Annotated in this window: 14 protein-coding genes; 4 read left to right on the top strand and 10 right to left on the bottom strand. The window is 62.0% G+C overall.

Features of this window, described 5'->3' with window-relative positions; translation table 11 throughout:
• Position 1: 1 nt before the first annotated feature.
• From ACIQUB_RS10640 to ACIQUB_RS10630, 3 genes are read right to left on the bottom strand one after another with little or no spacing between them, the layout of a single operon-like run.
• Positions 2 to 1,291 (bottom strand): HlyD family type I secretion periplasmic adaptor subunit, encoded by a 1,290-nt coding sequence (locus tag ACIQUB_RS10640; protein ID WP_113235692.1) that lies wholly within the window; start codon positions 1,289 to 1,291, stop codon positions 2 to 4.
• The gene (locus ACIQUB_RS10635; protein ID WP_402929386.1) at positions 1,288 to 3,690 is read right to left on the bottom strand and encodes a type I secretion system permease/ATPase; all 2,403 of its coding nucleotides are present in this window, start codon (positions 3,688 to 3,690) and stop codon (positions 1,288 to 1,290) included. Before ACIQUB_RS10635 ends, ACIQUB_RS10640 begins: the two co-directional genes overlap by 4 nt.
• A 20-nt stretch (positions 3,691 to 3,710) precedes the next feature.
• A complete protein-coding gene (locus ACIQUB_RS10630; protein ID WP_113235714.1) occupies positions 3,711 to 5,072 on the bottom strand; it encodes a TolC family outer membrane protein in 1,362 nt (453 codons plus the stop codon).
• Between the two features lie 316 nt (positions 5,073 to 5,388).
• On the opposite strand from ACIQUB_RS10630, the gene ACIQUB_RS10625 reads away from it, so the two are divergent.
• Positions 5,389 to 6,150, top strand: coding sequence for a GGDEF domain-containing protein (locus tag ACIQUB_RS10625; protein WP_113235690.1), 762 nt, complete (start codon positions 5,389 to 5,391; stop codon positions 6,148 to 6,150).
• Positions 6,151 to 6,646: 496 nt separating this feature from the next.
• Here ACIQUB_RS10625 and ACIQUB_RS10620 read toward each other — a convergent pair whose 3' ends face one another.
• From ACIQUB_RS10620 to ACIQUB_RS10610, 3 genes are all read right to left on the bottom strand, one after another.
• Entirely contained in the window at positions 6,647 to 19,369 is a 12,723-nt protein-coding gene (locus tag ACIQUB_RS10620) for a DUF5801 repeats-in-toxin domain-containing protein (RefSeq protein WP_113235689.1), read from the bottom strand.
• Positions 19,370 to 19,625: 256 nt separating this feature from the next.
• Positions 19,626 to 20,405: a VOC family protein gene (locus ACIQUB_RS10615; RefSeq protein WP_113235688.1), complete on the bottom strand. Its 780-nt coding sequence runs from the start codon at positions 20,403 to 20,405 to the stop codon at positions 19,626 to 19,628.
• A 58-nt stretch (positions 20,406 to 20,463) separates the two neighbouring features.
• Entirely contained in the window at positions 20,464 to 21,192 is a 729-nt protein-coding gene (locus tag ACIQUB_RS10610; protein WP_113235687.1) for a thioredoxin family protein, read from the bottom strand.
• Positions 21,193 to 21,276: 84 nt separating this feature from the next.
• Between ACIQUB_RS10610 and ACIQUB_RS10605 the strand changes: the two genes are divergently transcribed.
• Positions 21,277 to 21,723, top strand: a complete 447-nt coding sequence (locus ACIQUB_RS10605) for a MarR family transcriptional regulator (RefSeq protein ID WP_113235686.1) — start codon at positions 21,277 to 21,279, stop codon at positions 21,721 to 21,723.
• On the opposite strand, the gene ACIQUB_RS10600 is transcribed toward ACIQUB_RS10605, so the two are convergent.
• From ACIQUB_RS10600 to ACIQUB_RS10585, 4 genes are all read right to left on the bottom strand, one after another.
• Positions 21,720 to 22,478: an RES family NAD+ phosphorylase gene (locus tag ACIQUB_RS10600; RefSeq protein WP_113235685.1), complete on the bottom strand. Its 759-nt coding sequence runs from the start codon at positions 22,476 to 22,478 to the stop codon at positions 21,720 to 21,722. The genes ACIQUB_RS10605 and ACIQUB_RS10600 overlap by 4 nt on opposite strands.
• Positions 22,438 to 22,821, bottom strand: coding sequence for an MbcA/ParS/Xre antitoxin family protein (locus ACIQUB_RS10595; RefSeq protein ID WP_113235684.1), 384 nt, complete (start codon positions 22,819 to 22,821; stop codon positions 22,438 to 22,440). Before ACIQUB_RS10595 ends, ACIQUB_RS10600 begins: the two co-directional genes overlap by 41 nt.
• Before the next feature lie 136 nt (positions 22,822 to 22,957).
• Positions 22,958 to 24,289, bottom strand: coding sequence for an MFS transporter (locus ACIQUB_RS10590; protein ID WP_402929385.1), 1,332 nt, complete (start codon positions 24,287 to 24,289; stop codon positions 22,958 to 22,960).
• 398 nt (positions 24,290 to 24,687) lie between these two features.
• Positions 24,688 to 25,110 (bottom strand): organic hydroperoxide resistance protein, encoded by a 423-nt coding sequence (locus tag ACIQUB_RS10585; RefSeq protein WP_113235682.1) that lies wholly within the window; start codon positions 25,108 to 25,110, stop codon positions 24,688 to 24,690.
• Positions 25,111 to 25,229: 119 nt separating this feature from the next.
• Between ACIQUB_RS10585 and ACIQUB_RS10580 the strand changes: the two genes are divergently transcribed.
• Complete coding sequence (locus ACIQUB_RS10580) at positions 25,230 to 25,700, top strand: MarR family transcriptional regulator (protein ID WP_113235681.1); 471 nt, start codon at positions 25,230 to 25,232, stop codon at positions 25,698 to 25,700.
• A 114-nt stretch (positions 25,701 to 25,814) separates the two neighbouring features.
• Positions 25,815 to 26,525 carry a gamma-glutamylcyclotransferase gene (locus ACIQUB_RS10575; RefSeq protein ID WP_402929384.1) on the top strand — a complete coding sequence of 237 codons (711 nt, stop codon included), beginning with the start codon at positions 25,815 to 25,817 and terminating at the stop codon, positions 26,523 to 26,525.
• Positions 26,526 to 26,535 lie beyond the last annotated feature (10 nt).

The following is a 26,535-nucleotide window of genomic DNA, read 5'->3' as shown; positions in this document are numbered from 1 at the left end:
GTCAGCGCTCCGTCAGCGCTTCGGTGCGCGCCTTGTTGATCGGCTTCATGAGATAGCTGAGCACGGTCTTGCTGCCGGTCATGATCTCGACCGAGGCGACCATGCCCGGGATGATCGGATAGGTCTTGCCGTCGCGCGCGAGCTCCGACTTGTCGGTCTTGACCTGCACGAGATAGTAGGTCTCGCCCTTTTCCTTCTCCACCAAACTGTCGGCCGAGATGTTTTCAACGATACCTTCGAGGCCGCCGAAGATCGAGAAGTCGTAAGCCGTGATCTTGACGATGGCCGGCTGGCCACGGCGGATGAAGGCAACGTCGCGCGGCGAGATCTTGGCTTCGACGAGCAGCGTATCGGCAGTCGGAACGATGCCGGCGATGACGCGGCCGGGATCGACATAGGCGCCGATGGTGTTGACCTCGAGCGTGTTGACGATGCCATCGACAGGCGAGCGGATATCGGTGCGCTTGACGCGATCGGATGCGCCGCGCACGGTTTCATCGACGACCGAGAGCTCGGCCAGCGCCTGCGCCTTGTCCGTCAGCGCCTGCTGGCGCAGTTCGAGCGCGAGATCACCGAGCTGCAGCTTGGCTTCCTGCACGGCGGCCTGAAGGCGGTCAATGCTTTCCTGGTAGACCTTGAGCTGGCCCTGCTGATCTGTGAGATCGCGCTCGGTCTTCAGCACTTCGGTTTCGGCGACCAGCTTCTTCTTGGCGAGCGGGCTGATCAGGTCATACTGGCGCTGGGCGCCGTCGATATTCTGCGTCAGGCGGTCGATATTGGCGTGCGCCTCGCTGAGCTCGTTTTCGCGCTGGCGGACGCGCTCTTTGAGCACGCCGAGCTTGTTGGTGTAGCTGGCGCGATCGGCGGCAAAAAGCTGGGCTTCGTTGGCGCAGACTTCCTTGGCGACGGCCAGAATATCCTCAGGGCAATTATAGGGCTCGTCGTACTTACCCTCTTCCTCGAGCTTCAGGCGCGCCACCTTGGCGCCGAGCGCGCGGGCCTTAGCGACGGATTCACCGAGCGTCGAGGTGGTGGTGGTGTTGTCGAGCTGGACCAGCAGCTGGCCCTTGCGCACGACCTGGCCGAGAACGACGGCGATCTGCTGGACGACGCCGGGTTCGGACGACTGGATGATCTGCGTCTTCGAGACGGGAATGACCTTACCTTCGCCTCGGGCGATCTCGTTGATCTTGGCGATCGCCGCCCAGGCGACGAAGCTGGCGATGACGAGCGCCACGAGGCCGAGAATGGCGCGGGCGAGAAAGGGCGGATTGTCGTGCTTGTTCTTCATGACAGCTTAACCCCCGGTACGATCGGCGTCACGTTGGCGGCCGTCGCCGGACCGACAGGCGCGCCGGAGGCGACCGGCATCGGATGGGCGTGGGCGGGCGCGGCCGTTGCCACCTGCGCGACCGGCATGGCGGCGGAGCCTGCCGGCGCCGGCGCGACCGAGGTGACCGGGGCGACGGACATGGCAACCGGCGTGACCGGAGCCTGCCTTGCGACCGGAGCGGCCTGCGGGGCCACGGCCGCCGCAGGTGCGCCGGGCTTGCGCTGCATGGCTTCGATGACGGCCTGCTTCGGACCATCGGCGATGATGCGGCCCTTGTCGATAACGATCAGGCGGTCGACGAGATCCAGCATGCTATAGCGATGGGTGGCGATGATCAGCGTGGTCTTGCGGTCGAAGGCCTTGGAGAGACGGGCGATCAGGTTGCGCTCGGTCGCGAGATCCATGGCGCCCGAGGGCTCGTCGAGGAACACGACCTTGGGGCGCGTGAGGAGCAGACGGGCGATGGTGAGCGCCTGTTTCTGGCCACTCGACAGATTGCTGCCGCGCTCGCCAACAGGCATGTCGAAGCCGCGCGGATGGGTGCCGACGAACTCATCGACGCCAGTCATGCGGGCGACTTCGAGCAGGTCCTCATCGGTGGCGTCGGCGCGGCCGAGCAGCAGGTTTTCCTTCACCGTTCCCGAGAAGAGATCGGAAGACTGGCCGGCGACGGCGACGTTGGCGCGCACTTCGGCCATGTGATACTGGCGAATATCGACACCATCGATCAGCACGCGACCGCCGGAGGGCGCAAACAGGCCATCCAGCAGACGCCCCAGCGTGGTCTTGCCGGAGCCGATTCGGCCGATGATGCCGATGCGCTCGCCGGGATTGACGTTGAAGGACAGCTTGTTGATGACGGGATAGTCCGAGCCCGGATACTGGAACGAGACATCCTGGAAACTGAAGGCGCCGCGGGTGATCTCGCGATTGACGAAACCGACCGTCGAGGGGCGGTCATCGGGCTGTTCCATGATCTTGTCGAGGATGCGCAGCGACATGGTGGCCTGGCGGAAGCGCGCCAGCGTCATGGCGATCTGGCCGAGCGGCGCGCCGGCGCGGCTTGCTAGCATGACAGTGGCGACGATCGCGCCCATGGCGATGCGGCCTTCCGAGAACTCATAGGTGCCGGCGATGACGATCAGAACGCTCACCATCTGCTGCACGAACATGGTCATGTTGATGGCGTTGGTGGAGACGTGCTTGATCTCTTCGCTGGTGCGGCTGGAGTATTTCGTCAGTTCCTGCCAGCGGCGCAGCATCGTGGCTTCGGCGCGCAGGCTCTTCAGCGTCTCGATCGTCGAGATGGTTTCGACCAGCAGCGACTGGCGGCGCGAGGCTTCGTTGGCGGCGGTCGCCATGCGCTTGCCGATCGCGGCCTGGGCGTAGAGACCGATCACGACCGAGAGCACGAAGGCGACGGCGGGGATAACGACCAGCCAGCCGGAGATGAGATAGATGACCGCGAGGAAGATGAAGACGAAGAGGCTGTCGATGATGACGCCGATCGTGTTGGACGTGAAGAATTCGCGGACGAACTCATACTGCGTGACGCGGTTGGCATATTCGCCCGTCGACATCGGGCGCGAGGCCAGCGTCGAGTTCAGCACCTTGTCGAAGAGCATCTGCGACAGGCGCAAATCGGCCTTGCGACCAGCATAATCGATCAGCGAGGAGCGCGCGGTTTTCAGCAGGAAATCAAATAGATAGGCAAGCGTGATGCCGGCGGCGAGAACCCAGAGCGTCGGGATCGCCTTGTTGGGCAGAACGCGGTCATAGACGTTCATCGTAAACAGCGGCGAGCCGAGCGCGATCAGATTGATGAAGAGTGCTGCCACCATGACGCGGAGATAGGTGCGCCAGTAAGGCGCCAGCGTCGTCGCCAGCCAGTGGCGCTTTTCGATCTCCACGGCATTACCAACAAGCGCCTCTTCCGAGGCGTTCTGATAATAGAGCGTGAAGGCGAAGGCCGTCTCGGGCTTCAGCGCGATCAGATCCTCGCGCGACAGGCGCGAGGAAACGCCGACGACGGGCACGATGTCGGTGATGTAAGAGCCGTCCTCGGCCATCTCCAAGAGCGGGAGCACGCCGCCATCGGCAAAGGTGACGATAGCGGGACAATCGAAATTGCCCAGCCGGCAATCGCGCTCCGGATGCTTGATGACCTGAAGGCCGATGCGCTCGGCCATCTGCTCGACATCATCGCCCTCGAGTGATTCGGTGATCTCATCCGGAAGGCCGGAGAAGAGCACCGTATCGGAGCTTGGTCGACCATAGAACGCTGCCACGGACTTGAACGCGGCCTTGAATGTTTGAAGCGGCATGCTGCCGTTCGTCTCAGATGCAACGTTCCGCATGTTCTATGGTCACCTGACTACTACTGCTGCCGGATCGGCGCCAGCAGGTCCATAGGCATGCCAGCCTTCTGATGAGAGTCGACTTCGGCATATCCGGGATTCTGAGCGGCCGCTGGAACAGCGAACTCTTCTCGTGCGTAAGGCTTCGCCTGATCCAGCGGCTTCAGCTTCATGGTCTGAAGCAGATTGCCGGATGCGGCGAGGATCTTGTATTCCGCGAACAACGAGGCAACGCGGGCCGTATCAGCCAGCACCTTGGTGTTGAAGCGGGTGTTCTGCGCATCGAGCACGTCGAGCAGCGAGCGCTGGCCGACCTTGAACTGCTCGCGGTAGGAACCGACCAGCTGGTTGTTGATCGACGACTGCTTGGCAAGAATGCCCGACAGCTCGCCGCGGCTGACGCGTTCGTTCCAGGCGGAGCTGACCGATTCCTTCACCTCGCGCTGCACTTGGGCGAGCGCGTAACGCTCTTCGCCGGCGCGGCGGATCTGCTCCTGCTCGCGGGCGACATCGATGCCGCCGCGATAAAGGTTCCAGCGGGCGACAACGCGCACCTGGTAATCGTTGGTGTTGCCTTCATCGCCGTCGATGTCGTTGCCGACGCGGGCAGTACCCTCCAGATTGACCTTCGGCAGGTAGTTGGCGCGCGCGCCGCGAACGCCGGCATCGGCCGCGTCAACATCGGCGTTGGCCGAGAAGATGCGCGGGCTGTTCTTGTTGGCGACGAAAAGTGCATCGTCGAGCGTCTTCGGGATATACTTGGCGACCGACGGCGGGGTCTGGGCATTGACGATCGGCTGGCCGACGGCCTTCATGAAGCGGATCTTCGTTGCTTCCAGCTCTTCCAGCGCCTCGCGCATGCGGGCCTTGGCGGCCTGCAGACGTTCGCTGCCCTGAAGACGGTCGGCATCGGTGAGCGCGCCGCCCTTGATGCTTTCATTGATATCGCCGACCATCGCCGTATGGAAGGAGACGTTCTCCTTGGCGGCGGCAACGATCTGGTTTTGCAGCATATATTCCAGGTAGTCCTGGGTTACCTCGAGCGCCAGCGCTTCGGAACGCTCGAGGACCCGGAAGGAGGCGCCATCGACGCGCGATGCCTGCTGATCGACCTGCGACTTGCGCGCGCCGCCATCAAACAGCGTCTGCGTGACCGTCACGCCGACATCGCCGGGCGACAGGTAATCGTGGTTCGAGGTCAGCGTGCCCGTGGTCGAATTCGACAACCGGCGACGGCCGATGCCGCTCTCCAGATCAACCGACGGTAAGTATAACCCACGCGCCTGGCGAAGCTCAAACTCGATTGCTTCTTTGTCTTTTGCAGCCTGAAGTATCTGCGGATTGGTTTTCATCGTCGTTTCGATGGCTTGTTGCAAAGACATCGCATTGGCGTCGACGAAGAACGAGAAATTCAGAGCAACAGTGGCAGACAATGCTGCAATAATGCTTTTGGCTTTAAACAAGACGGATGCCCCTCAACATCTAAATTCACCGAGTGAACCCGTATACCGAACGCTTTCATTCGGCAAACAAGTAACACCTATTTTTCCACATTCCAATTCCGGTACAGGTCTTTCCTGCGGAGACGGTTAATTCCCTAGTATCAAGCGCTAAAGCTAGAATTTTACAGGGTTTTTTAACTCCAACTTTTCCCGTCCGTGTTTATCTGCCGTTACTTCCACAGGGACCTGCCCCGCGATGAAATTCCGTCAGAGTTACCAATCCGCAACAAACCTTTCCGCTCTTCGCATCGCCGCGATCGTTTCGATCTGCTTCGCGGCCTGCTCGGTCGGTTTTTTACTTATCTTAAACCTTCTGATGCCGGAGCGACCATTTTTGGTTGGATTCGTCGGAGCCACCGCTATTTCGCTTTTTGTTGCATTTCCGCTGCTGATGATGCTGCAAATCAAGAATAACGAGCTCAGAAAACTGCAGGACGCCGTTAACTATTCTCAGCGGCACGACAGCGTTACCAAGACGCTCAACGGAACAGCCTTCGCGGCCGCCGTCGAACACTATATCGACCGCCGCAAGCGGATCTCTACTGACGCCGGCGGCGTGATGATCGCGGTCGTGATCGACACGCTGGACGCCATCAGCCGCCGCTACGGGCCGCAATGGGCCGACACCGTGATGCAGTCGCTCGCGGCGATCACCCAGTCTTCGGTGCGCTCGGGCGATCTCGTCGCGCGGCTTGCCACCAACGAGCTCGGCGTGTTCCTGCCGGGCGCCACGATCGAAAACGCCCAGGATGTCGGCATGCGCATCCGCCGCCGCTGCGAACAGGCGGCATTCACCGCCGGCGACGCACCGCTTTCACTCGACATCCGCCTCGGCGGCGCGGTTTTCGACGGCCCCACCGACTTCAACCACATCCGCCAGCTGGCCGACGAAATGGCCATGGACCGCGGCGGCGAAGCGGACGACGCCGTGCCGATCTCCAGACTGCCTGCGGCCTGAGGGCTGAGGCGGATGGCAACAATCGCGACGTGATCTTGAGGCGCCATGGGGCGCCTCTTTTCGTTTGGGTGATTGGCACGTGGATCGCGGTTTCGGCCAGGCGTTGGAATGGTGGCGGATGCAGGCGTCAATACCGGCGAACGCAAGCTAGAGGCTTAAGTGGAGGCTTGAGGCTGGAGGCGTATCCCAATCGTAGCGGCTTGCCGCAACGGCGAAGACCTGCCGCGCCAACAAGATCCGCCGCGCCGTACCAGCCACTTGCATCGCTACACTTGCCGCCATGCGAAGCGAAACAGTCCACGTGGTTTCATTCGCGATCGGCCGACCGCGCAATCAGGCTGGCCGCAACGACCGACTGCCAGACCAGGCTCCGTATCTCGATCGCACGGCGGTGGGGAGCCGCCCACCCCTCGCCTCGCGCATGCCCCTCAAAACGCGAAAAAGGCGCTCGCGCGCCTTTCCCTTGTCATGTCAGGCGGAGCATTCCGCCTGTCCGTTAGCCGACATGCGGCGCGGTGGTGGTGTCGTGCTTGTCGTCGAACAGGATCTTGACCGCTTCCGTGGTGTTCTGGAGGACCGCCACGTCGTGCCAGCCGCCATTGGCGTTGACGCTGACCACCGTGTCGGCACCCTGGACCGTCGTCTTGACGCTCGAGAGCGCCTCGGCTTCGGTCGCCTGGTGGCCGAGCAGGCTGTCGAGGAGCTTCGACACATCAAGCGTGTCGCCGTCGCCGGCCTTGTAGTCGGTGATCACGTCGGCGATCTTCACATCCGAAAGCGCATCGGCATCGAGCACGAAGGTATCGGCGCCTGCGCCACCCGTCAGCGTATACATGCCGCCGGCGCCCGAGAGCGTGTCGTTGCCATCGCTGCCGATCAACGAGTAGGCATGGTTGTCGTCCGCGCTGCCGAGCGTGGCATCGAAGGCAACCTCGACAAAGTGGCCGGTGGAGCCATCCGTCAGCGTGTAGCTGCCATCGGCCAGGATCGCCTGACCGTTGATCGCGCTGTCGGATGCATGCGCATCGAGCGACAGGCTGGCGATCTGGTGGTCCGCCAGGCTCGAAAGCTCGCCGGCATCGCTGATGCCATTGTGGTTCAGATCCTGCCAGATGGTGAGCTTCGAGAAGGCCTCATCATTGGCATCGATCTTGCCATCATGGTTGCTGTCGAGCGTCGCCAGCGCAGCCAGACCATCGACATAATTGCCGCCGGCAAAGTGCGGCGAGAAGATCTCGCTGCCATTGTCGATCTTGCCGTTGCCATCCACGTCGTAAGCCAGGATGCCATCGGTGCCGGCCGTCCAGGCGATCTTGTCCTGGTGACCATCGGCATTGATGTCGAAGGAGACGCCATGCTCGAGGGTAGTCAGGGCAATGCCGTTGTGGTCGAGGTCGAGGATGATGGGGTCGATGGCGGAGGCGACAGGTTTCTTTCCGTCATCCGTGAAGATGTAGTCCTGGCCAGCGGCATGGATACGAACGGAGTCCACGCCGCTGGTGCGAACACCGGCCAGCGTGTAGGCCGTCGTCCAACCACCATTCTGCCCGCTGACAAAGACCTGGACCTGCAGGACCGAGCCGTTATCGAACAGCCTGACGTAATCCGAGATGGACTTGTTGTTTGCGATCAATGGCACAAGGTTCTGCAGATCGATCTTGTCGCCTTCCGAAAGGCTGTAATCGGCAATAACATCAGCGTTCGACGAATTCAGGTTTTCGGTGCCCCACACGAACTTGTCAGCACCCGCACCACCAACGAGCAGGTCGTTGCCAAGGCCGCCACTCAAGGTGTCGTTGCCCCCACCGCCAAAGATCAGGTCGTTGCCGCCGCCGCCAACGAGGGTGTCGTGTGCGCCGCTGCCGGCAATGAGGTCATTCCCGCTGCCGCCGGTCAGCCCCGACGCAATATTATAGCTAGTATTCCCCAGGCTATAGCCCGCGAAGTAGCCGCCATCGTTGAATTTGAGCAATTCGATCCCACTGTTGCCCCGGAACTGATCGAGCACCATCAGACTGCGGTTGCCATCGCTTGAAGACCAGCTGATTTCAAGATTATCGTCCACGCGAGAAACGTCGAGTTGCGTGAAGTTCGTATACCACCAATAAGCAGTGTCGAGTGAGACGGTTTCTGTTCCTGTCGATCCGACCACCGAAACGTGCTCGCCGTCGTCGTACCCGTATAAATTGAACAACTGGGTGCTGTTCTTGGCAATCGACACATCCAGATAGTCCGTCCGGCTAAGATCGAGCGTGATCTTGTTATCCGCTGCGGAAATAGACCCGGAAGAATCCTTAACCTGGAAGCTGAAGCTCGTGTCGTGACTGCCCTGTTTATTGTCGAAGAGATCATCCTTCGGCACGTATACAAGCATGCCGGCAGCAATATCCGCAGCTGTGATCGCCTGTCCGACAGCGACGGCAGCATTAGCGTAAAGCAATGTGCCGGCAGAGGGAGAGGGCAACGCCTTAATGATAACGCTTGTCAGCGTATCGTTGTCAGCATCCTTGAAGCCAAATTCGCTGATTGCGAAAGTGTGTGACACGTCCTCGATGATATTGACCGTTGCGTCAGCTCCGGTCGGCGCATGGTTGGCCGAGACGACCGTACCAGCTTGAACCGTATCAGTCGTGCTGGGGAAGCTCTGGCCATCCGTATAGGTGACGTAAACCGAGATCTGCTTTCCGACATCGGCGTTGGTCAGTATGTAGGTCGAGCCGGTCGCGCTTGTAATAGCGGTGCCGTCCTTTAACCAATGATAGGTCACGCCCGAGCTTGCGCCATCCGGATCGTTCCCCAACTTCGCCGTCAGAACATCGCCGACGGTCGGCGCAGCCGCATTCGGATGCGTCGAGTTGGCAAGCGTCAGCAGCGCAACGCCGTCATCCACCGCCGTCACATTGACGGTAATCGTCTTCGGTGTCGGATCCAGATCGACACCACCATTCGCCGTGCCGCCGTTGTCGTGGATCTGGAAGGTGAAGTTGGCGTAGTTCATGCCGGCGGCGTTGGCAGCAGCGGTGAACGTCAGTTTGCCCGCAGCAATATCGGCCGCCGAAATTTCGGCACCTGCCACGACCACGCTTCCATCGACCTTCAGCGTGCCATTCGTCGGCAGCGTCGCGATCTTGACACCCTTGAGCCCGTTGCCATCGGCATCCGTGAAGCTGAAGTCCGAACTCTTGAAGACGTAGGCTGTGTCTTCCGTCGCGGTGACCGTCCCATTCTTGCCTACAGGGGCATCATTAACGTCGGTGACCTTGATCGTCACCTGAACATCATCGCTCAGATTGCCGCCATCGGTGACGCGAACCGTCACGACGTGCTGCTGGGCCGTCTCGTAATCCAGGCTGGCGCCGGACTTCAGGCTGACCTCGCCCGTGGTCTGATTGACCTCGAACTTGCCGGAAACATCCGAAGCGATGGAGTATTTCAGGTTCTGAGGACCGGCATCCGGATCCGTCGCCGTGACCTTGGCGAGAACCACAGTATCGCCAACGTTTTCGGCAGCGCTGACCGTGAAGTCGGCGCCTGCATCCGGCTTCTCGTTGACGTCGGTGACCTTGATCGTGACCTGAACATCATCGGTCAAACCGCCGGCATCGGTGACGCGAACCGTCACGACGTGCTGCTTGTCCGTTTCGTAGTCCAGGCTGGCGCCGGACTTCAGGCTGACTTCGCCGGTGGTCTGATTGACCTCGAACTTGCCGGAAACATCCGAAGCGATGGAGTATTTCAGGTTCTGAGGACCGGCATCCGGATCCGTCGCCGTGATCTTGGCGAGAACCGTCGTATCGCTGACATTCTCCGCTGCGTTCACCGTGAAGTCGGAACCTGCGTTCGGCTTCTCATTGACGTCGCCGACCTGGATCGTGAAGGTCTGCGATGCCGTGAGGTTGCCGCTATCCTTCGACGTTACCGTGACGTTGACGGAGTGTTCCGCCTCGTAGTTCAGCGACACGCCGCTCTTCAGCTTCAAGGAGCCGTCGACCACTTCGAAGCGGTTGTCCGATACCGTGTAGCTATAGGTGTCGCCGATATCCTTGTCGGTGGTTGTCAGCTTGCCGATGATGGCTCCGGTGTCGTTTTCGTCGACTGTGTTGTTCGACAAGGCAATCGCCGTCGGTGCATCGTTGGTGCCATTGATGGTCACGGTGACGACCTTCGACGTGCCGTCGATCGACTGCACGGTGAAGCTATCGGTCACCTGCTCGCCAGCCTTGAGCGCCTGTATCGCAGGGTTGCTGTTGTTGGCGGTGTACGTCCAATGGCCACCGGTGGTCAGCGTGAACACGCCGTAGCCCGCCGTGCCTGCCGTCGCCTGTTGGGCGACGAAGCTCGACTGGTCGTGGTCGACGTCGACAACCGTCAGGTCACCCTGCGCGAAGAGCTTGGAGGCGGCCGCATCGCGAATGACGATGTTGTCGATGCCGAAGTCTTCGTTTCTGTAGTCCTCGTTCAGGTTATTGCCGAAGCCGAGCGTAACCTGATTACCGGCGCCTTCGGCGATGATGGTGATGTGGTAGATGCGGTCGAGATAGCTATCGCTGCCGCCCAGCTGCGTGTCGACACCACTCGAGGTGATGACGTAGGTGCCGGTGATGCCGCCTGCCGTAAACGTGCCCGTGGTGCCGTCGAGACCGTCATTGCCGGTATTCTTCGGCGTGAAGGCGAATGCGAGGCCGTTGTTCAGGTAGACGTTCAAGTGCTCGCCCCTGTCCCAACTGTCGATCTTGATGAAATCAAAATCGATCTGAGCCGTTGCCGGGCCGGCGCCTGCCGGTGCGAAGACGATCGTCTTGGCGATCGACTGCTGACCGTCGTAGTTGCCGAAGTTGTTTTCGGAAACGTGTTGCGAGAAGCCACGCGTCTGCAACAGGGCGTTGCTGCCCCAGCCGCTGGCGGCGTTGTTGCCGCTGAAGTCTTCCTTGTAGAGCGGCGTCGAGAGGTTGATGGTCGCCACGTCCTCGGTCACCGAACCCGTTGTCGTGCCACCGATCACGGCGGCATCGTTTGTGCCGGTAATGGTGATCGTCACGTCCTTGGTGATCACGCCGCCATGGCCGTCGTCGATCGAGACCTTGTAGGTTTCGGTGCGAACGTCGCCTTCAGCCAAAGCCTGAGCCGAGCTGTTCAGCGTGTAGGTCCAACCGACGCTGCCGCCCGCCGTGGTGGCGGATTCGCTGACGGCGCCGAGCGTGAAGGTGCCGTAGGTCGGGCCCTGCGGTGCCGTTACGGTCGCGGTATGGGTGTCGATCAGGTCGGCGTCGGTGAAGGCGATTGTGCCGCTTGCCGTTGGCGCGGTATCCTCGGTGACCGCGCCTGCAGCGGGGTCGACGATGTCGAAGACCGGCTTGTCGTTGGTGCCGACGAGCTTGACGGTGATGTCGCGGGTCGTGGTCGAGCCGTGGCCGTCGTCGATGGTGACGTGGAAGACCTCGGTGCGGGTTTCACCCTCGGCGAGCTGGTTCAGCGTCGCGTCGTTGACGTGATACTTCCAGTCGACCCAGCCGACGCCGTCATTGGCGGTTTCCTCGCCGACGGCAGCGGTGAGCGTGCCGAAGTAGCCGGTGCCGCCGGCGGCAACCGTCACGGTGTGCTTGTCGCCCTGATCGTCGTAGATGTAGAAGCCACCGCCATTATAGCCGGCGTAGCCTGCGGGTGCGTCGAACTCGGTGCGATCCGTGGTCGAGCCGGCGCGGATGTCGGTCGCCTGGTATTCGGTGATGGTGCCGCCGTCGGGGAAGCCCACCGAGGTCGTCACCAGGTCGTTGTTGCCGGTGACCGTGACCTGATACACGGCCGACTTGATGTCACCGTCGCCGTCCTTGACGGTGAACGAGATGGTGATCGTCGCCAGTTCGCCCTGGCTCAGACCGTTGAAGTGCCAGCCGGGGGTGATGGTGAATGCGCCGGTGGCCTTGTCGTAGTGATAGGCGCCCTGATCGAGCGTGATCGTCGTGCCCGACGGCGTCGTGATTGTGACATGCGTCGTGTCGAAATTCACCTCACCCTTCGTGTCAGCGCCGAACGAGAAGTCGGTGCCTTCGTGAAGGTTGAACTTGATCTGGCCGTCGTCTTCGCCGGTCGTTGCCGTGAAGACGGGAACCGGCGCGCCATGCGTCAGGCTGATGTTGGCGAGATAGGTGCCGGTGTTGTCGTTGGCAAAGCCGACTTCCTTGAAGGTCAGCGTGTTGGTGCCGCTGCCCGCCACCACATCGAGGGTGACGACCTTCATCGCGCCGGTTACCGGGATTGTGTAGACCTGGTTGTTCCAGTGAACCTCTAGAGCCGACGAGTTCGGATCGTAGGAGCCGACTTCGAAGCTGATCGTGTACTTGTCGCCAGCCGTCAGGCCGGCGACGTTCTGCGAGATCGCGATGTTGCCCGGCGAGGCGCCGAGATCGACCATCGGATGGCCGTTCGACGAAGCGAGGCCGAAGTAGGTTCCGACGATCTTTTCAAGCTGAACGCCGGTCTGGCCGGGAACGGTGCCTTCGATCTTCCAGCCGGTGGATTCCGTCGCCCATGCACCCCAGCTTTCAGGGTGCGCCCAGGTGCCGCTAGTGAAATCGCCGTTGGACAGGAGGTTCACGGCATGCGCCGTGCCGTTGATGGTCGGGCCGCCGTCGTTGATGTCGATCTGGACGCTGCCGTTGACGCTGTCGCCGTCTGCGTCCGTGACCGTGTAGACGATCTTCATGCGAAGGCCGTCGTCCGCACCGGTGTTGGCGCCATCGGGATGGTCGATTGGGCCAAGCTGCGTGAACTTGTAGGCACCCGTCGCTGCGTTGGTGACTTCGATCTTGAAGATCTGCGTGCCGTCGGCAAGCTTGCCGACGAGGGTCAGCGCATCGACCTGCTGGATCTGGATCTGCTGGCCACCTGACGTGAGCGCAACAGTCGTGAACTTGGTCTCGTTGGCATCGGAGATGACAGGGTTCGAAGGGCCGCCGCTCAAGCCGTAGGCGATCGAGGTGATCTTGGCGCCGTCGGCACCAGCGTGGAAGCTCATCGTGCCGGTGGCGGAGGTCTCGTGGAAGGAACCGTCGGTGTTGACGGTTTCCTGGACGGTGATGCGTCCGGCATAACCCGCGGTCGGTGCGTCGTCGCGGATATCGACCTGCACGGCGTTGGTCGCGGTGTCGCCATCCTTGTCGGTGACGACGAAGTCGAAGACCATGCGCAGCGAATCGTCGGCGCCGGACTGCCCCTTATCCGGATGATCGATCGGGCCGGACTGGGTGAAGGTATAGGCACCCGTCTTCACGTCGGTGACATGAAGCGAGAAGATCTCGACGTTGCCGACCTTGCCGGTGACCGTCAGGCCATCGCTGGAGGTGGTAACCGTGATCGCCTGGCCGTTCGACGTCAGCGCCGGCCAGCGGATGCTTTCGCCCTGGGCTTCCGGCATTTCCATGATCGTGTTGCCGAAGCGGTAGACAATGCTGGTGATCTGGGCGCCATCAGCGCCACCGTCGAAGAGCAGCTTGCCATCGGCGCTCTGCTGGATGAACTGGCCGTTGTCGGTACCGGCTTCGGTCACGGTGACCGTGTTGGAGAAGTAGGCCTTCGGGCCGTCGTCGTTGACGGCGATCTGCAGGCTGCTGCTCGACGTGTCGCCATCGCCGTCGGTGACGGTGAAGCCGATCTTCAGCAGGATGCCATCGGCGGAGCCGGTTTCGTTCTTGTCCGGCTGGTCGAGCGGGAGCGACTGGGTGAACTTGTATGCGCCGGTCGCGGCATTGGTGACCTCGACCACGAAGACGGTCAGGCCGTCGGCGCGGACGCCGGTCAGGGTCAGGTGATCAGCGGATTCGACGATGTGAACCGCCTGGCCGCCCGACGTCATGGCCTTAGCGGTATAAGAGTCCGCATCTTCGTCGGCGACGATCGGAGCTGCGTTCGTGCCCAATCCGTAGGAAATCGCGGTCACCTTTGCGCCATCGGCGCCGGCCACGAACGTCATGGTGCCGGTGGCCGAGGTCTGGTGGAATGAGCCATCGGTGTTGGCCGTTTCCTGAACCGTGATGCGACCGGAATAGCTTGCCGTCGGCACGTCGTCCTTGATGGTGACGTTGAAATTGCCGGTGATGGAATCACCGTCATTGTCGGTCGCGGTGTAGGTTACGGCGATCTTCAGATCGTCGGCGCCGGCGCCGGTGTGAGCCGTGTTGTGCAGCAGCGTGAAGGTATATTTGCCGTCGTTGCCGAGCGTAACCTTCCAGGAGCCGTCGCCGGCCGTCAGGGTCTTGCTTGCATCGTCCCACTTGGCGCCATCGGCCGCCAGAACGACCTTGCCGCCATCCACGCCGAGCGAGATGTCGAGATCGCCCTTGACGGAAAGATGCGTGCCGTCGGGAGACGAGCCGTTGGCGAGATCGTCCTCGCTGAGGCTGACGCTGCTGACAGCCTTCAGAACCGGCGCATCGTCGCGGAACTGGATCTGCTTGCCGATATCGACCGACTTGGTGACCGTGTCGCCATCATAGTCGGTGGCGGAAACGACGGCGGAGATCTTGCCTGTCAGATCGACCAGGTCGTTGGCGTTGCTTCCATCTGGATGCTTGATCGCCTGGTACTGGGCAATGCTGACGCGGCCATCGCTGTCGATGCTGATGGCGAAGACGGCTTTTCCGTCGCTGTCGCGGCCGATGACGAGGCCGTTGCTCATCGAGAGCGTGATCGCCTTGCCGGCCGTCGTGAACAGGCCGGATTCGCTGCTGGTGACGCTGAGGGTCAGCGTGGTCTTGCCCTGGCCATCGGTGCCAACGCTGGAGCCGTAGTTGACGATCGCACCCGCTTCGCGGGCATAGCCGAGCGCTGTCGCGTGATCGCTGTTCTCGAAAGCGGTGAAGATCGACTTGACGCTCTGCGACGTCGTGTCGTCGCTCCCGTCGCCGTTAATGACGCCGATGCTTTCGTCATGGGTGACGATGCGGCCGGTGAGCGAGATCGAGACGGTGGGGACGTCGTCGGTGATCTTGACGACGAGCTTGCCAGCCAGGGTGATGCTGTCGCCGTCGCCATCCGTCGCCTTGATGACCGAGCCGAAGTCGATGCCGGCAAGCGAGCCGGAGGTGGTCTTCAGGTCGGTGTTGGTGCCGTTGCCGGCAACGTGGTCGAGTTGGTCGTACTGCTGGAACTTGAAGCTGCCGTCGCTGTTCAGCGTCAGCGACAGGACCGGACGGTCGACGAGCGGGTTGTAGCCCTGACCGATGACGTTGACGTAGCCGACGATCATGTTGCCGACCACGGCGTAGGAGAGCTGGCCGCCCTGCGACGACAGGCCAAGAGCCGTCAGCGTGCTTGTGGCGTTTGCGACAAAGGAGAAGCCGCCGCCTGCGGCAGCGCCGTCGGCGCCAAAGGAGACGGTCGATGCGATCGAACCGGAGACGGTTGCTGCAAGACCGAGGCCGAGCAACGACCAATCCGAGGAGGAGCCGTCATGCGTGCCGTCTTCGGCGCTATTGCCCTGCGACAGGACGTTGAAGATGTCGCCTTCATCGGCGGTAACCGTGACGGAGGAACCGGAGAGAACCGGCGCGTCGTCGCGGAACTGGATCTGGCCGCCGATATCGACGGACTTGGTGGCCACGTCGCCGTCATAGTCGATTGCCGTGACGACAGCCGAAATCTTGCCGGCGAGATTGACCAGATCGTTGGCATCGGTGCCGACAGGATGCTGGATCGCCTGATATTGCGCGATGCTGACGCGACCTTCGCTGTCGAGGCTGATCGCGAAAACAACTTCGTTGTGCGTGTCGCGGCCGACGACCAGGCCGCCTTCCTCGTGCAGGGTGATCGCTTCGTTATCGATGGTCTTCAGGCCGGATGCTTCGCTGGTGACGTGCAGCGTCAGCGAGACCTTGCTCGGCTCGTCGGTGCCGACGCTGGAGCCGTAGTTGACGATGGCGTTGCCGTTGCGGGCATAACCGAGCGCATGAATGCCTTCGGCCGTTTCCAGGCCGCCAAACGCCCTGCTTGCTGCACTTGCAGTGCTGTCATTGCTATTTGCGTCGCGGCCAGAGGTTTCGTCGTGGATGACGGTGCGGCCGGTGAGCGAGATCGAGACGGTCGGGACGTCGTCGGTGACGGTGACGACGAGCTTGCCGCCGATCACGACGCTATCGCCGTCGCCGTCGGTTGCCTTGATGACCGAGCCGAAGTCGATGCCGGAAACCGTGCTGTCGCCGGACTTCAAATCGGTGTTGGCGCCGTTGCCGGTTGCATGGTCGAGCTGGTCGTACTGCTGGTACTTGAAGCTGCCATCGCTGTTCAGCGTGAAGGACAGAACCGGGCGGTCGACGTTGATGTTGAAGATGTGGCTGCCGTTGTCGACATATCCGACGATGGTGTTGCCGATCACGGCATAGGAGAGCTGGCCTCCCTTGGAGGAGAGGCCGAGGGATGCAAGCGTTGCCGCGGCGTCGGCCGTGAACGAGAAGGCACCCGTGGCTGCCGAGCCGTCAGCGCCGAAGGCAACCGTGGAGGCGACCGAGCCGGAAACGGTGGCGGCGTAGCCGAGGCCAATAAGCGAAAAGTTCGAGGACGAGCCGTCGCCAGAACCGTCGAACGGCGAGTTGCCATGAGACAGCAGGTTGGAGATATCGCCTTCATCGGCGGTCACAGTGACGACCGTGCCCGTCGTGGTGGGAACGTCGTCATTGACGTTGATGGTGAGCGAACCGGAGGCCGTGTCGCCGTCGCCATCCGTCACCTCGAAGCCGATGGTGACAGGCAGGTTGTCTTCCGTGGCACCCGTGGTGCCATGCACCAGCGGCGCGGAGAGGTCGAAGGTGTAGCTGCCGTCGGCCTTGACCGTCAGCGTGAACACGACGTGCTCACTGTCCGCGCCGGTCGCCGTCAGGATCGTCGCGCCGTTTTCGTCCGTGGTGGTGGTGTAGACGAGGTTTTCGGCGACGCCGTGGCCGTTGACGTCATGGATAGCCTGAATGCCCGTCGGAGCCGTGAAGGATACGTTCTGGATGCCATCGGCGCCAGCCTTGAAGAGGGTGCCGGCCTCGCCGGAGATCGACTTGGCGTCGGCGACGTCGCCATCACCACCGGCATTGCCGGGGAACATCGTCTGTGCGTCGTCGTCGAGTTTGGTTTCTACGTTTACCGTGCTTGCCGTGGGTGCGTCGTCGTTGATGGTGACGTCGAGCCAGCCATGCGAGGTGTCGCCGTCGCCATCGGTGACGGTGAAGTTGACCGTCAGGCCGAAATCGTCCTGGCCGCTGCCGCTGTGAACGATCGGCGCGCTGACGATGAATTCATAAGAACCATCAGCATGCACGATGAAGGTCGCGACGGTCTGGTGACTGTCGTTGCCGGTCGCCGTAAAGGTGGTGACGCCACCCTTGACGACGCCCTCACCCCAGCTGACGCTTTCCTGGGCTGCAAAGCCCTTGTCGGTCTTGTAGATGGCCGAGAAGCTCATCTGCTCGCCGCCGAGCTCAATGCTCTTGAAGCCGTCGGCACCCGTCGTGAACAGGGCGCCGGCCTCACCCTTGACGCTCGTTACGCCAAGGTTGCTGTTGCCCGGGAAGAGCGTCTGCAGGTCGTCCTGCATGATGGTTTCGTTGGTGACGGTGTTGGCAGTCGGGACGTCGTCGTTGACCGTGACGGTGAAGTTGACGGGCAGCGTGTCGCCATCGGCATCCTTGGCCGTGACCTGGAAATTGAGTCCGATCTGCTCGTCCTGGCTCAGCGTCACGGCCAGCGGACGGATGCCACCTTCGGAGCCCTCGCCGCCTTCAGAGCCTGCCGTCTGCGGGTGATCGATGCTCTGCAGCAGTTCGAAAGTGTAGGCGCCGTTGGCAGCAGAGGGATTAAGGGTGACGACGAAAACGGGAACCGTCTGCAGGCCCGAGAGCTCGCCTTCGTGGACCGGGACGACGATGTAGCCCGTCAGCGTGTGGCCATCCGCGGAGATCTGGTAATGGATCTGCTCGCCATGCGATGTCAGGCCCGTCGGCGCGTTCTGCGCGTCGAAGGTCACGTCGCGGTTGCTGCCCTTGTCGGCGCCCCAGTCGATACCGAGGGAGGCCGTGGTCGCGGGATGGCTCTCGCCGCCGGTGATGCCGCTTTCGTTGACTGCGCTATCCGGGCTCTTCGCCGTGGGATCGATAACAGGCGCGTCATCGCGGATATCGACCGAGCCGATGCCGGTGACGCTGTCGCCGTCCTTGTCGGTGACGGTGTAGCTGAACTGCAGGCGCAGCACGTCATCGGCGCCGCTTTCGCCCCGGTCGGGATGATCGAGCGGGCCGAACTGCGTGAAGGTGTAGGCGCCAGTCAGGGTATTGGTGACCGTCAGCGTGAAGACCGGCTGGCCATCGACCGAGCCAGTGATGGTCAGGCCGTTGATGGTGACCACGACAGGCTGGCCGTTGGAGGTCAGATCGACATGCGTGCCGTTCTGGGTGCCTTCATCCATATTGAGGGAATCGGAGAGGCCGACGGCGGTGATGACGCCGAAGTCCTTGCCGGGGATGAAGCCGAACTGGCCGTTGACGACCTGGGTCGAGAAGGCGCCGTTGGCATCGGTGATTTCCGTAACGGTGAGAAGGCCGCTTGTGGTGATGACCGGAACGCCGTTCTGCTCGTCCGGCGTGCGGCTGGGCGCGTTATCGGCCTGCTGCGTATCGGCCAGCAGCGACGCCAGCTGCGTCGGGTCGCCGCCGTTGCCTGGTGTCGTGTCCTGGAAGTTGGCGCCGGAGCTCGAGGGGGAGGAGCTGGCGGAGTAGGAGCCGTCGGGGCCGGCGGCGACGTTGATGTTGCTCTGTTCGAGCGCGGCGATCACGGCTTGCTGGGGAAGCTCGACTTCGCCGAGCAGGAAGGTCGGGACGTGGAGCGCGCCGTTGACGATGACGATCTCGGTGCCGTCGGCCTGGACGAGGACGAGGTCGTTGCCGCGGACGTGGATATCGTCGATGGCGGTGCCGGCCGGCAGATGGGCGATGTTGTTCTGATCCGGGACAACCTGGCCAGCGGGTGCTGCGGCGGCTGCGTCCTGGGCTGCCGGCAAGCGGCCGGTCGTTTCAGTCGACTGGGCGCCCTGCTGATCGCTCGGCTGAGTGGTATCGGCCTGTGCGACCTCGACGCCACCTAGGGCGGAAGTCTGCAGGCGGGCATCCTGATGAATATCGGAGATCAAGTCATGCGATGCGGTTTCATTTTCAACGGCAGAGATGCGAGAATCTTCGATAGACATACAAAATACCCCAATGACAAACTGAGGCCAAATAATTCTGCCGAAGATACAAAAGCAATACTGCCCTATAGGCGCCGATATAGCCGGTTATGCATCCACCCAGAAATGTTTAAGAACGGTTAACCGCAAAAGCGCTTAGTCGGTAAAATTCTAATAAAAATAGAACGATAGAGGCTATTTCGCCACAGCGAAACGGCCCCGTTTCCGGGGCCGATTCGAGTTGCATTCGGTGCGTGATGGCAGCTTGCGCAGGCGTCTAGCGGCCCGGCGCCACGAGGCAGAAGAAGGCGCCCTGCGGGTCGATCGCCTGCACCACCCAGCTGCCGCCGGGCACTTCCATCGGGCCGTTGACGACCTGGCCGCCGCCGGCCTTGACCCGCTCGATGGCGGAATCGATTGCCGGAACGTTGAAGTAATAGGCCCAGGCCGGCATCGGCACATTCTCCGGTTTCGTCATCATGCCGCCGACCGGCGTGCCGTGCTCGGCGAAGATGCGGTAGACGCCCATCGGGCCCATGTCGAAATCATGGTCCTTGGTCCAGCCGAAGAGCTTTTCGTAGAAGGTGAAGGCCTCACCGCCATCGCCGGCATAGAGTTCGCTCCAGCCGAGCGTGCCGGGGGCGCCCATTGCGGCCTCGGGCGGCGGGCTGTCCATCGGCGCCGGGGTCATGATGCAGATCACGGCGCCATGCGGATCGGCAACCACGGCGAAGCGGCCGATTTCGGGGATATCTTCCGGCGGGCGGCGGACGGAGCCGCCATTGGCGGCGAAATCCCGGGCGCTCTGGTCGACATCGTCCACCGCGACATAGCCGGTCCAGTTCGGCGGGATGCCGGTGCCTTCAAGCTCGGCAGGAAAGACCATCATGCCGGCGCGGCCGACGCCATCGGCCTCGAAGATATTATAGGGTGGCATGCCGGGGACGGTCATTTCGCTCGTCGTCCAGCCGACAACCTTCGTGTAGAAATCCTTGGCGCCCTTGGTATCGGGCGTCATCAATTCGCACCAGATGAACTTGCCGTGGGTCTCCGACATCGTGATCTCCCTTTCACGTTCTTCGTTGCGTCGATACAGGCATTGATGATCTCAGGCGTCAGTGGCAGCAGGATGACGCCTTGGGCGCCTCGGCATACTCGTCGTGGCGCTTGACGAAGTTCATCGTCGAATCCTCGTTGCGGCCCTTCGGCGCGCGGTCGAGGATCATCAGCGTACCGATCAGCTCTTCCGGGCCGCGGGCGTAGCTGGAGTAGGTGTGGAAGATCTCGCCCTTCTCATCTTTGTAGAAGGCGCTCAATCCCGGCAGTTCGTCATTGGCGTCTTCGGGCGGGATCGAAGTAAAGTTGTAGAATACCTTGTCCTTGCCGAGATCTTCCGGGCTGAAAGACACGTGATAGTCGAAGTTGAAGTCGCTCGATGCCGAGGATACCCAGGGGAACTTCCAGCCCATCCTGGTCTTGTAGGCCTCGATCTTGGCGACGGGCGCGCGGGAAACGGCGACCCAGGTGACATCGTGATTGTTCAGATGCGGCAGCGCGCCATCGACATGGTCGGACAGGAATGAGCAACCGGGACAGCCGGCCTCCCAATCGGGACCGAGCATGAAATGGTAGATGATCAGCTGGCTGCGGCCATCGAAGAGCTCGCTGAGCGATCTCTTGCCATCGGGCGTGTCGAAGGCATAGTCCTTCTCGACCTTGACCCAGGGAAGCGCCATGCGCTCGGCATTGACCTTGTCCCTCAGATGCGTTGCTTCCTTCTCCTTGAGAAGCAGCGCGCGGCGGGCTTCGAGCCATTCTTCGCGGGAAACGACTTGGTTCTGCATCGTGTGCGCCCTCCTCCGGCGCGACCGAAACGGTCCATTCTCCTTTTCCTTGACTATATATATTGATATCAATAGAAATTAGACATGTCAAACGCTACCGACATTCCTTTCGCGACGACGCTTCTGGTGCGCGACACGTGTCTCTGCCTGCACGCGCAGCGGGCCGCCCGAGCGTTGGCGCGGCTGTTCGATGATGCGCTGCGGCCGGCGGGGCTGACCAACGGGCAATTCTCGCTGATGATGTCGCTGAACCGGCCGGAGCCGCCGCCCATGGGGCCAGTCGCCAAGCTGCTCGCCATGGACCAGACGACACTGACGGCGGCGCTGAAGCCGCTGCAGCGGCGCGGCTGGGTCGAGGTCTTCCCGAACCCGAGGGACAAGCGCGGACGACTGTTGCGGCTGACGCCCGAGGGTATGCGCGTGCTGACCGCCGCGCTGCCGATCTGGGAAAGCACGCATGCGGCGCTGGAAAAGACGTTGCCCGAGGGCAATGCCGAACGACTGCGGCAGGATCTGCAGGCGCTGGCCTAGCTCCGCGCTGCGATGCGTGGGTCATCGCCGAAATCGGCGCGGGTAAACCCAATTCTTGCCTTTGGAAATTCGCAGAGCGCCTGAACGCCTGACGCGGAGAGGCGCAGGCGCCATGTCTGGCGCTCCACCGGATCGCGCGCGGCGAAGGCCGAGGCGGTGAGCAGCGCGATGTTGCGGCGATGGCCGGGATCGCGGACCGAAGCGTAGAGGATCGCCTGACAATCGGCCTCGCGGGCGGCATCGGCCAGCGCCTGGCAGGGTTCGTAGCGCTGAGGGTCGGTCCAGACCGCATGATCGCGGTCGAGCGGCGGCGCGGTGAGGTCGATCGCGCGCGACGTCTCGATGGCTGCTGCAAAGGCGGTGTATTCGGCGGCGTTTGCGGGAAGCGGCGTTTCGGGGGAATCGGCGAAGAACAGCAGCCGGTAGAAAGCCATCTCGGCGATAGCGGTCTCGACCGCTTCCGATGCGTAGTAGACGCCGAGCGTGCGCCCTGCCCGGCGAAAGCGCGAGCCGTGGGGATAGATGGCACCGTAGCGGAAGGGTGTCGCCAGGAGATAGTCGAGGCCCCTGCATTCTGGCGGCAGGACCGGCTTGCTTTCTTCCAGCAGCGTTTCGAGCAGGGCCTGCTCTTCCAGCGTATCGACGATCTTCAGGGTCGAGATCTGATGCTGCGCCTCCACCAATCGCCAGAAACGGCCGGAGACGGGTCGCGCTTCAGACGATAGCGCGGCGGGCGTCCAGGTAGGCGAGGACATCGGTCAATCCTGATATGCTGACGATCTTTTCGAGCGGCGTGGCGCCGAGCGCTGTGTTGGCGTTGCGCAGCCATGAGCGCGCGACCGCCTCGTCACCACCGACGATGGCATCCAGCGAGCGGAACAGGCGGACCAGCAGAATGGCGAGCTCGAAGGATTTCGAGCCGCGCTCAAGCAGGTAGTCCTGCCTTTTCATGCGCGATACGGTGGCTTCCGACAGGCCAAGCACTGAAGACAGCGTGCGGGCGCTGATGCCGAGACGCTCGGCGGCGGCAACGGCTGCCTTGGTGATGACGACGGCTTCCTGGGGATGCTTGCCTGATATCGGATGGGCGATGGCCATGGCGATTTCCTTTCCTTGGAAACAATATAGCGATTATATTTCCAATGGAAAGATGATTGGCGGAACTTCCGCCTGAAAAGAAAACAACCCGGCCTGCGAGTGCGGACCGGGTTGCCAATAATTGTGACGGCCAAGCTTACTTCGCCGAGGGGTCCTTGATGGTCTTGCCGATCGAGAAGGCCAGAAGGGCCGAGATCAGCATCAGGGCGCCGACGATGAACATCGGCATCTCGTAGAGACCCGTGGCATCCTTGACGGCACCGGTGATGTAGGGCGCCGCGAAGCCCGCGATGTTGCCCACGGTGTTGATGAGCGCGATGCCTGCGGCAGCCGCGGCACCCGTGAGGAAGCGCGAGGGGAAGGACCAGAAGTTCGGCAGCGCCGAGAAGATCGCGCAAGCAGTCAGCGTGATGGCGATGACGGTTGCCTCAGGGGACGACATCAGCAGGGCGAGCGGGATGCTGATGGCGCCGACCAGAGCCGGGATGCCGACGTGCCAGGCGCGGACGCCACGCTTGGACGCATCGCGGCTCCAGAAGAACAGTGCGACGGCGGCCGGCAGATACGGGATCGCCGTGATCAGGCCCTTGTCGAAGACGTTGAACTTGGTGCCGAACTTGGTCTCGAAGCCTGCGATGATCGTCGGCAGGAAGAAGGCCAGTGCATAAAGGCCGTAAATCAGGCCGAAATAGATGGCCGACAGCAGCCAGACGCGCTTGTCCTTGAGTGCCTGCAGGGTCATCGAGCCATGGCCCGAAATCTTGCCGGCTTCTTCCTTGGCGAGTTCGCGGTTCAGCCAGTCACGCTCGTCCGTGTTCAGCCACTTGGCGGCGGTCGGGGTGTCAGGCAGGTAGAACCAGGTGATGATGCCGACGATGATCGCAGGAACGGCGACGCCGAAGAACATGATGCGCCAGCCTTCGTAGCCGAACAGGCCGTGTGCCTGGATGAGCAGCGAGGCGATGGGCGCGCCGATAACCGTGGTCAGCGGCTGGGCCAGATAGAAGAGCGCCAGGATCTTGGCGCGGTGGCGGCCGGGGACCCAGGTGCTGAGATAGAGGATGGCGCCAGGGAAGAAGCCCGCCTCGGCAACGCCGAGCAGGAAGCGCAACGCATACAGGCCGTTGACGCTGCTGACCCAGGTGAAGAGCATGGCTACGACGCCCCAGGTGACCATGATGCGGGCGAGCCAGCGGCGGGCACCGTATTTGTGGAGGGCCAGGTTGCTGGGGATTTCCAGAACGATGTAGCCGAAGAAGAAGATGCCAGCGGCAAAGCCAAACTGGGCGGCGGTCATGCCGAGGTCCTGCGTCATCCCGTTCGGGCCGGCAAAGGAGATTGCCGTACGATCGAGGAAGTTGATGAAGAACATCAATGCAATGAAGGGCACCAGGCGAATGGAGATCTTGCGGATCGCCGATTTTTCGACCTGCTGTTCTTGGTCTGATAGTTTAAACGTCGCGTTCACATAGTCCTCCCGACAAGACCGCTGCGGCCCATCGAGCCTACGAGTGCGACTTGCGCTATGCAGCCCCGCTGTGTCGGGAATGCTGGATGTTGATCTCTAGCCCTACCGCGAAAGTCGGTCTCCTATGTCCGTCACCTGTGCAGTTTATCGCGCCCCGTTACCGAATGCGCCTTCTTGCACGAGCCCCAACGGACATGCCTCCTCCCCTAGCGAGCAACATATTTCTGTCAAATTAGCCACCACTCGTCAACTGGTATGATGAGATAGTGAGCATTCTTTAACAGAATATTAGAACATGTTCAAAATCCCGAAGCGCTGAATCGCTCCGCGAAACGAAAAAGGCGCCGCGCTCGAAGCGAGCACGACACCTTTGGCAATCCAGGCCCAATCCCGCCTTATCAGGCGACGGTCACCGGCACTTCCGTGGAGGTGCGCATTGCGTGGCTGTAGGGGCAGACGATGTGGGCGGCAGCGGCCAGCTTTTCGGCCGTCGGCTTGTCGAGGCCCGGGATATGGACCGTCAGCGCCACTTCGATGCCGAAGCCGCCGCCATCTTCACGCGGGCCGATGCCGACGGTGGCCAATACGGTCGTGTCTTCCGGAATCTTGACCTTCTGCTGGCCCGCGACAAATTTCAGGGCACCGAGGAAGCAGGCCGAGTAGCCGGCCGCGAAGAGCTGTTCCGGGTTGGTGCCCGTTGCGCCGTCGCCGCCAAGCTCCTTCGGAACCGTCAGCGTAACATCGAGAACGCCGTTTTCGGAAACGGCGCGGCCTGCGCGGCCACCGGTGGCGGAAGCTTTGGTTGTGTAGAGGATCGGCATGTGAGTCTCCTTGGTTGGGGTTGGATTTTGTATATCGCGCAATTAAATTGTACGCAAGTGAATTTTGCAAATTGCATTCGAAATCCGAAAAGACGACAATGCGGTATCGGGGAAAGACGATGACCAAAGTGCAGATGGCCAAGACGATGAAAATTCCGGAAGAGGAAAAGCGGCTGGAGCGACAGCTCTGTTTCGCGGTCTATTCGACGGCGCACGCCTTTACGCGCGCCTACAAGCCGATCCTCGACAAGGTGGGCCTCACCTATCCGCAATATCTCGTCATGCTGGTTTTGTGGGAGAAGTCGGCGCTGCCGGTGAAGACGATCGGCGAGCAGCTCGATCTCGATTCGGGCACACTCTCGCCCTTGTTGAAGCGCCTCGAGCAGAGCGGGCTGATCGTGCGCACCCGCGACCCCAAGGATGAGCGGCAGGTGATCGTCACGCTGACGGCTGAGGGCGACGCGATGCGGTCGCAGGTGGACGACATCATGGGCGAGATCGGCCAGGCGATCGGCTGCACGCTGGAAGAGATGGCCGATATTCGCGAGAAGCTGCAGGGCCTGCGCGGCAACCTGACCGAGATGCGGTAGCCGCCCCATTCCCTCGCTCAGCCGACAAGCGGGTTGACACCGAGGGATAGTTTGCGAATTTTATAGCCGCGACACCTGTTCGCGCAGTTCAGTCGGGAGGAATTGCGAGATGTCATGCCCAAACCACGCACCATGTGCCTCACACCCGATCTTGTCCAACTCTGCTACCGCGAAGAGGTCGATCCCGGCCCGGATCCGCGCCGCACGACGCTGACGGACGACGACTTCGCCTCGCTCACCGCGCGACTGACGGAAGAGAGCGGCGACGAGCCGCTCTGGGTCTTCGCCTACGGATCGCTGATCTGGAAACCGGAATTCGAGTTCGTCGACCAGAGCCGCGCGACGGCTCTCGGCTGGCATCGCTCCTTCTGTCTGGAGATCAAGAGCTGGCGCGGCTCGCCCGAGCAGGCTGGGCTGATGATGGCGCTCGATCGCGGCGGGCAATGCGATGGCATGATGTACCAGTTGCCTCAGGGAGACCGGGCCGCGCAGATTTCCCGGCTGCTGCGCCGCGAAATCAGCGACCGCGAGCACATCGACACTATAAGATGGCTGCCGGTGAAGACGCCCGAGGGCCGGGCCCGGGCGCTGGGTTTCTGGATCGGGCCGACGGGCAACCGTATCTACCGCAAGCAGCCCCTGCCCCTGGTGGCCGCCACGCTGGCGCGCGCCTGCGGCTATGTCGGCTCCTGCGCCGAATATCTCTACAACACCGTCACGCATCTGGAGAATTTCGGCATCCACGACCGAAACCTCTGGCGCCTGCAGGAGCTCGTCGCCGCCGAGATCCGCCAGATCCACGGGATCGAACAGCCGACGGCATAGCCGCTTGCCG

It is taken from the genome of Rhizobium sp. NPDC090275 (assembly GCF_044772225.1).
In the GTDB taxonomy this organism is placed as follows: Bacteria; Pseudomonadota; Alphaproteobacteria; order Rhizobiales; family Rhizobiaceae; genus Rhizobium.
This window is presented reverse-complemented; position numbering and strand designations above follow the sequence as displayed.

Excerpts from the sequence above, each read along its gene's own strand:
- ACIQUB_RS10640 (WP_113235692.1), bottom strand. The coding sequence starts at position 1,291 with ATGAAGAACAAGCACGACAATCCGCCCTTTCTCGCCCGCGCCATTCTC.
- ACIQUB_RS10635 (WP_402929386.1), bottom strand. The coding sequence starts at position 3,690 with ATGCGGAACGTTGCATCTGAGACGAACGGCAGCATGCCGCTTCAAACA.
- ACIQUB_RS10630 (WP_113235714.1), bottom strand. The coding sequence starts at position 5,072 with ATGTCTTTGCAACAAGCCATCGAAACGACGATGAAAACCAATCCGCAG.
- ACIQUB_RS10625 (WP_113235690.1), top strand. The coding sequence starts at position 5,389 with ATGAAATTCCGTCAGAGTTACCAATCCGCAACAAACCTTTCCGCTCTT.
- ACIQUB_RS10620 (WP_113235689.1), bottom strand. The coding sequence starts at position 19,369 with ATGTCTATCGAAGATTCTCGCATCTCTGCCGTTGAAAATGAAACCGCA.
- ACIQUB_RS10615 (WP_113235688.1), bottom strand. The coding sequence starts at position 20,405 with ATGTCGGAGACCCACGGCAAGTTCATCTGGTGCGAATTGATGACGCCC.
- ACIQUB_RS10610 (WP_113235687.1), bottom strand. The coding sequence starts at position 21,192 with ATGCAGAACCAAGTCGTTTCCCGCGAAGAATGGCTCGAAGCCCGCCGC.
- ACIQUB_RS10605 (WP_113235686.1), top strand. The coding sequence starts at position 21,277 with ATGTCAAACGCTACCGACATTCCTTTCGCGACGACGCTTCTGGTGCGC.
- ACIQUB_RS10600 (WP_113235685.1), bottom strand. The coding sequence starts at position 22,478 with ATGTCCTCGCCTACCTGGACGCCCGCCGCGCTATCGTCTGAAGCGCGA.
- ACIQUB_RS10595 (WP_113235684.1), bottom strand. The coding sequence starts at position 22,821 with ATGGCCATCGCCCATCCGATATCAGGCAAGCATCCCCAGGAAGCCGTC.
- ACIQUB_RS10585 (WP_113235682.1), bottom strand. The coding sequence starts at position 25,110 with ATGCCGATCCTCTACACAACCAAAGCTTCCGCCACCGGTGGCCGCGCA.
- ACIQUB_RS10580 (WP_113235681.1), top strand. The coding sequence starts at position 25,230 with ATGACCAAAGTGCAGATGGCCAAGACGATGAAAATTCCGGAAGAGGAA.
- ACIQUB_RS10575 (WP_402929384.1), top strand. The coding sequence starts at position 25,815 with ATGCCCAAACCACGCACCATGTGCCTCACACCCGATCTTGTCCAACTC.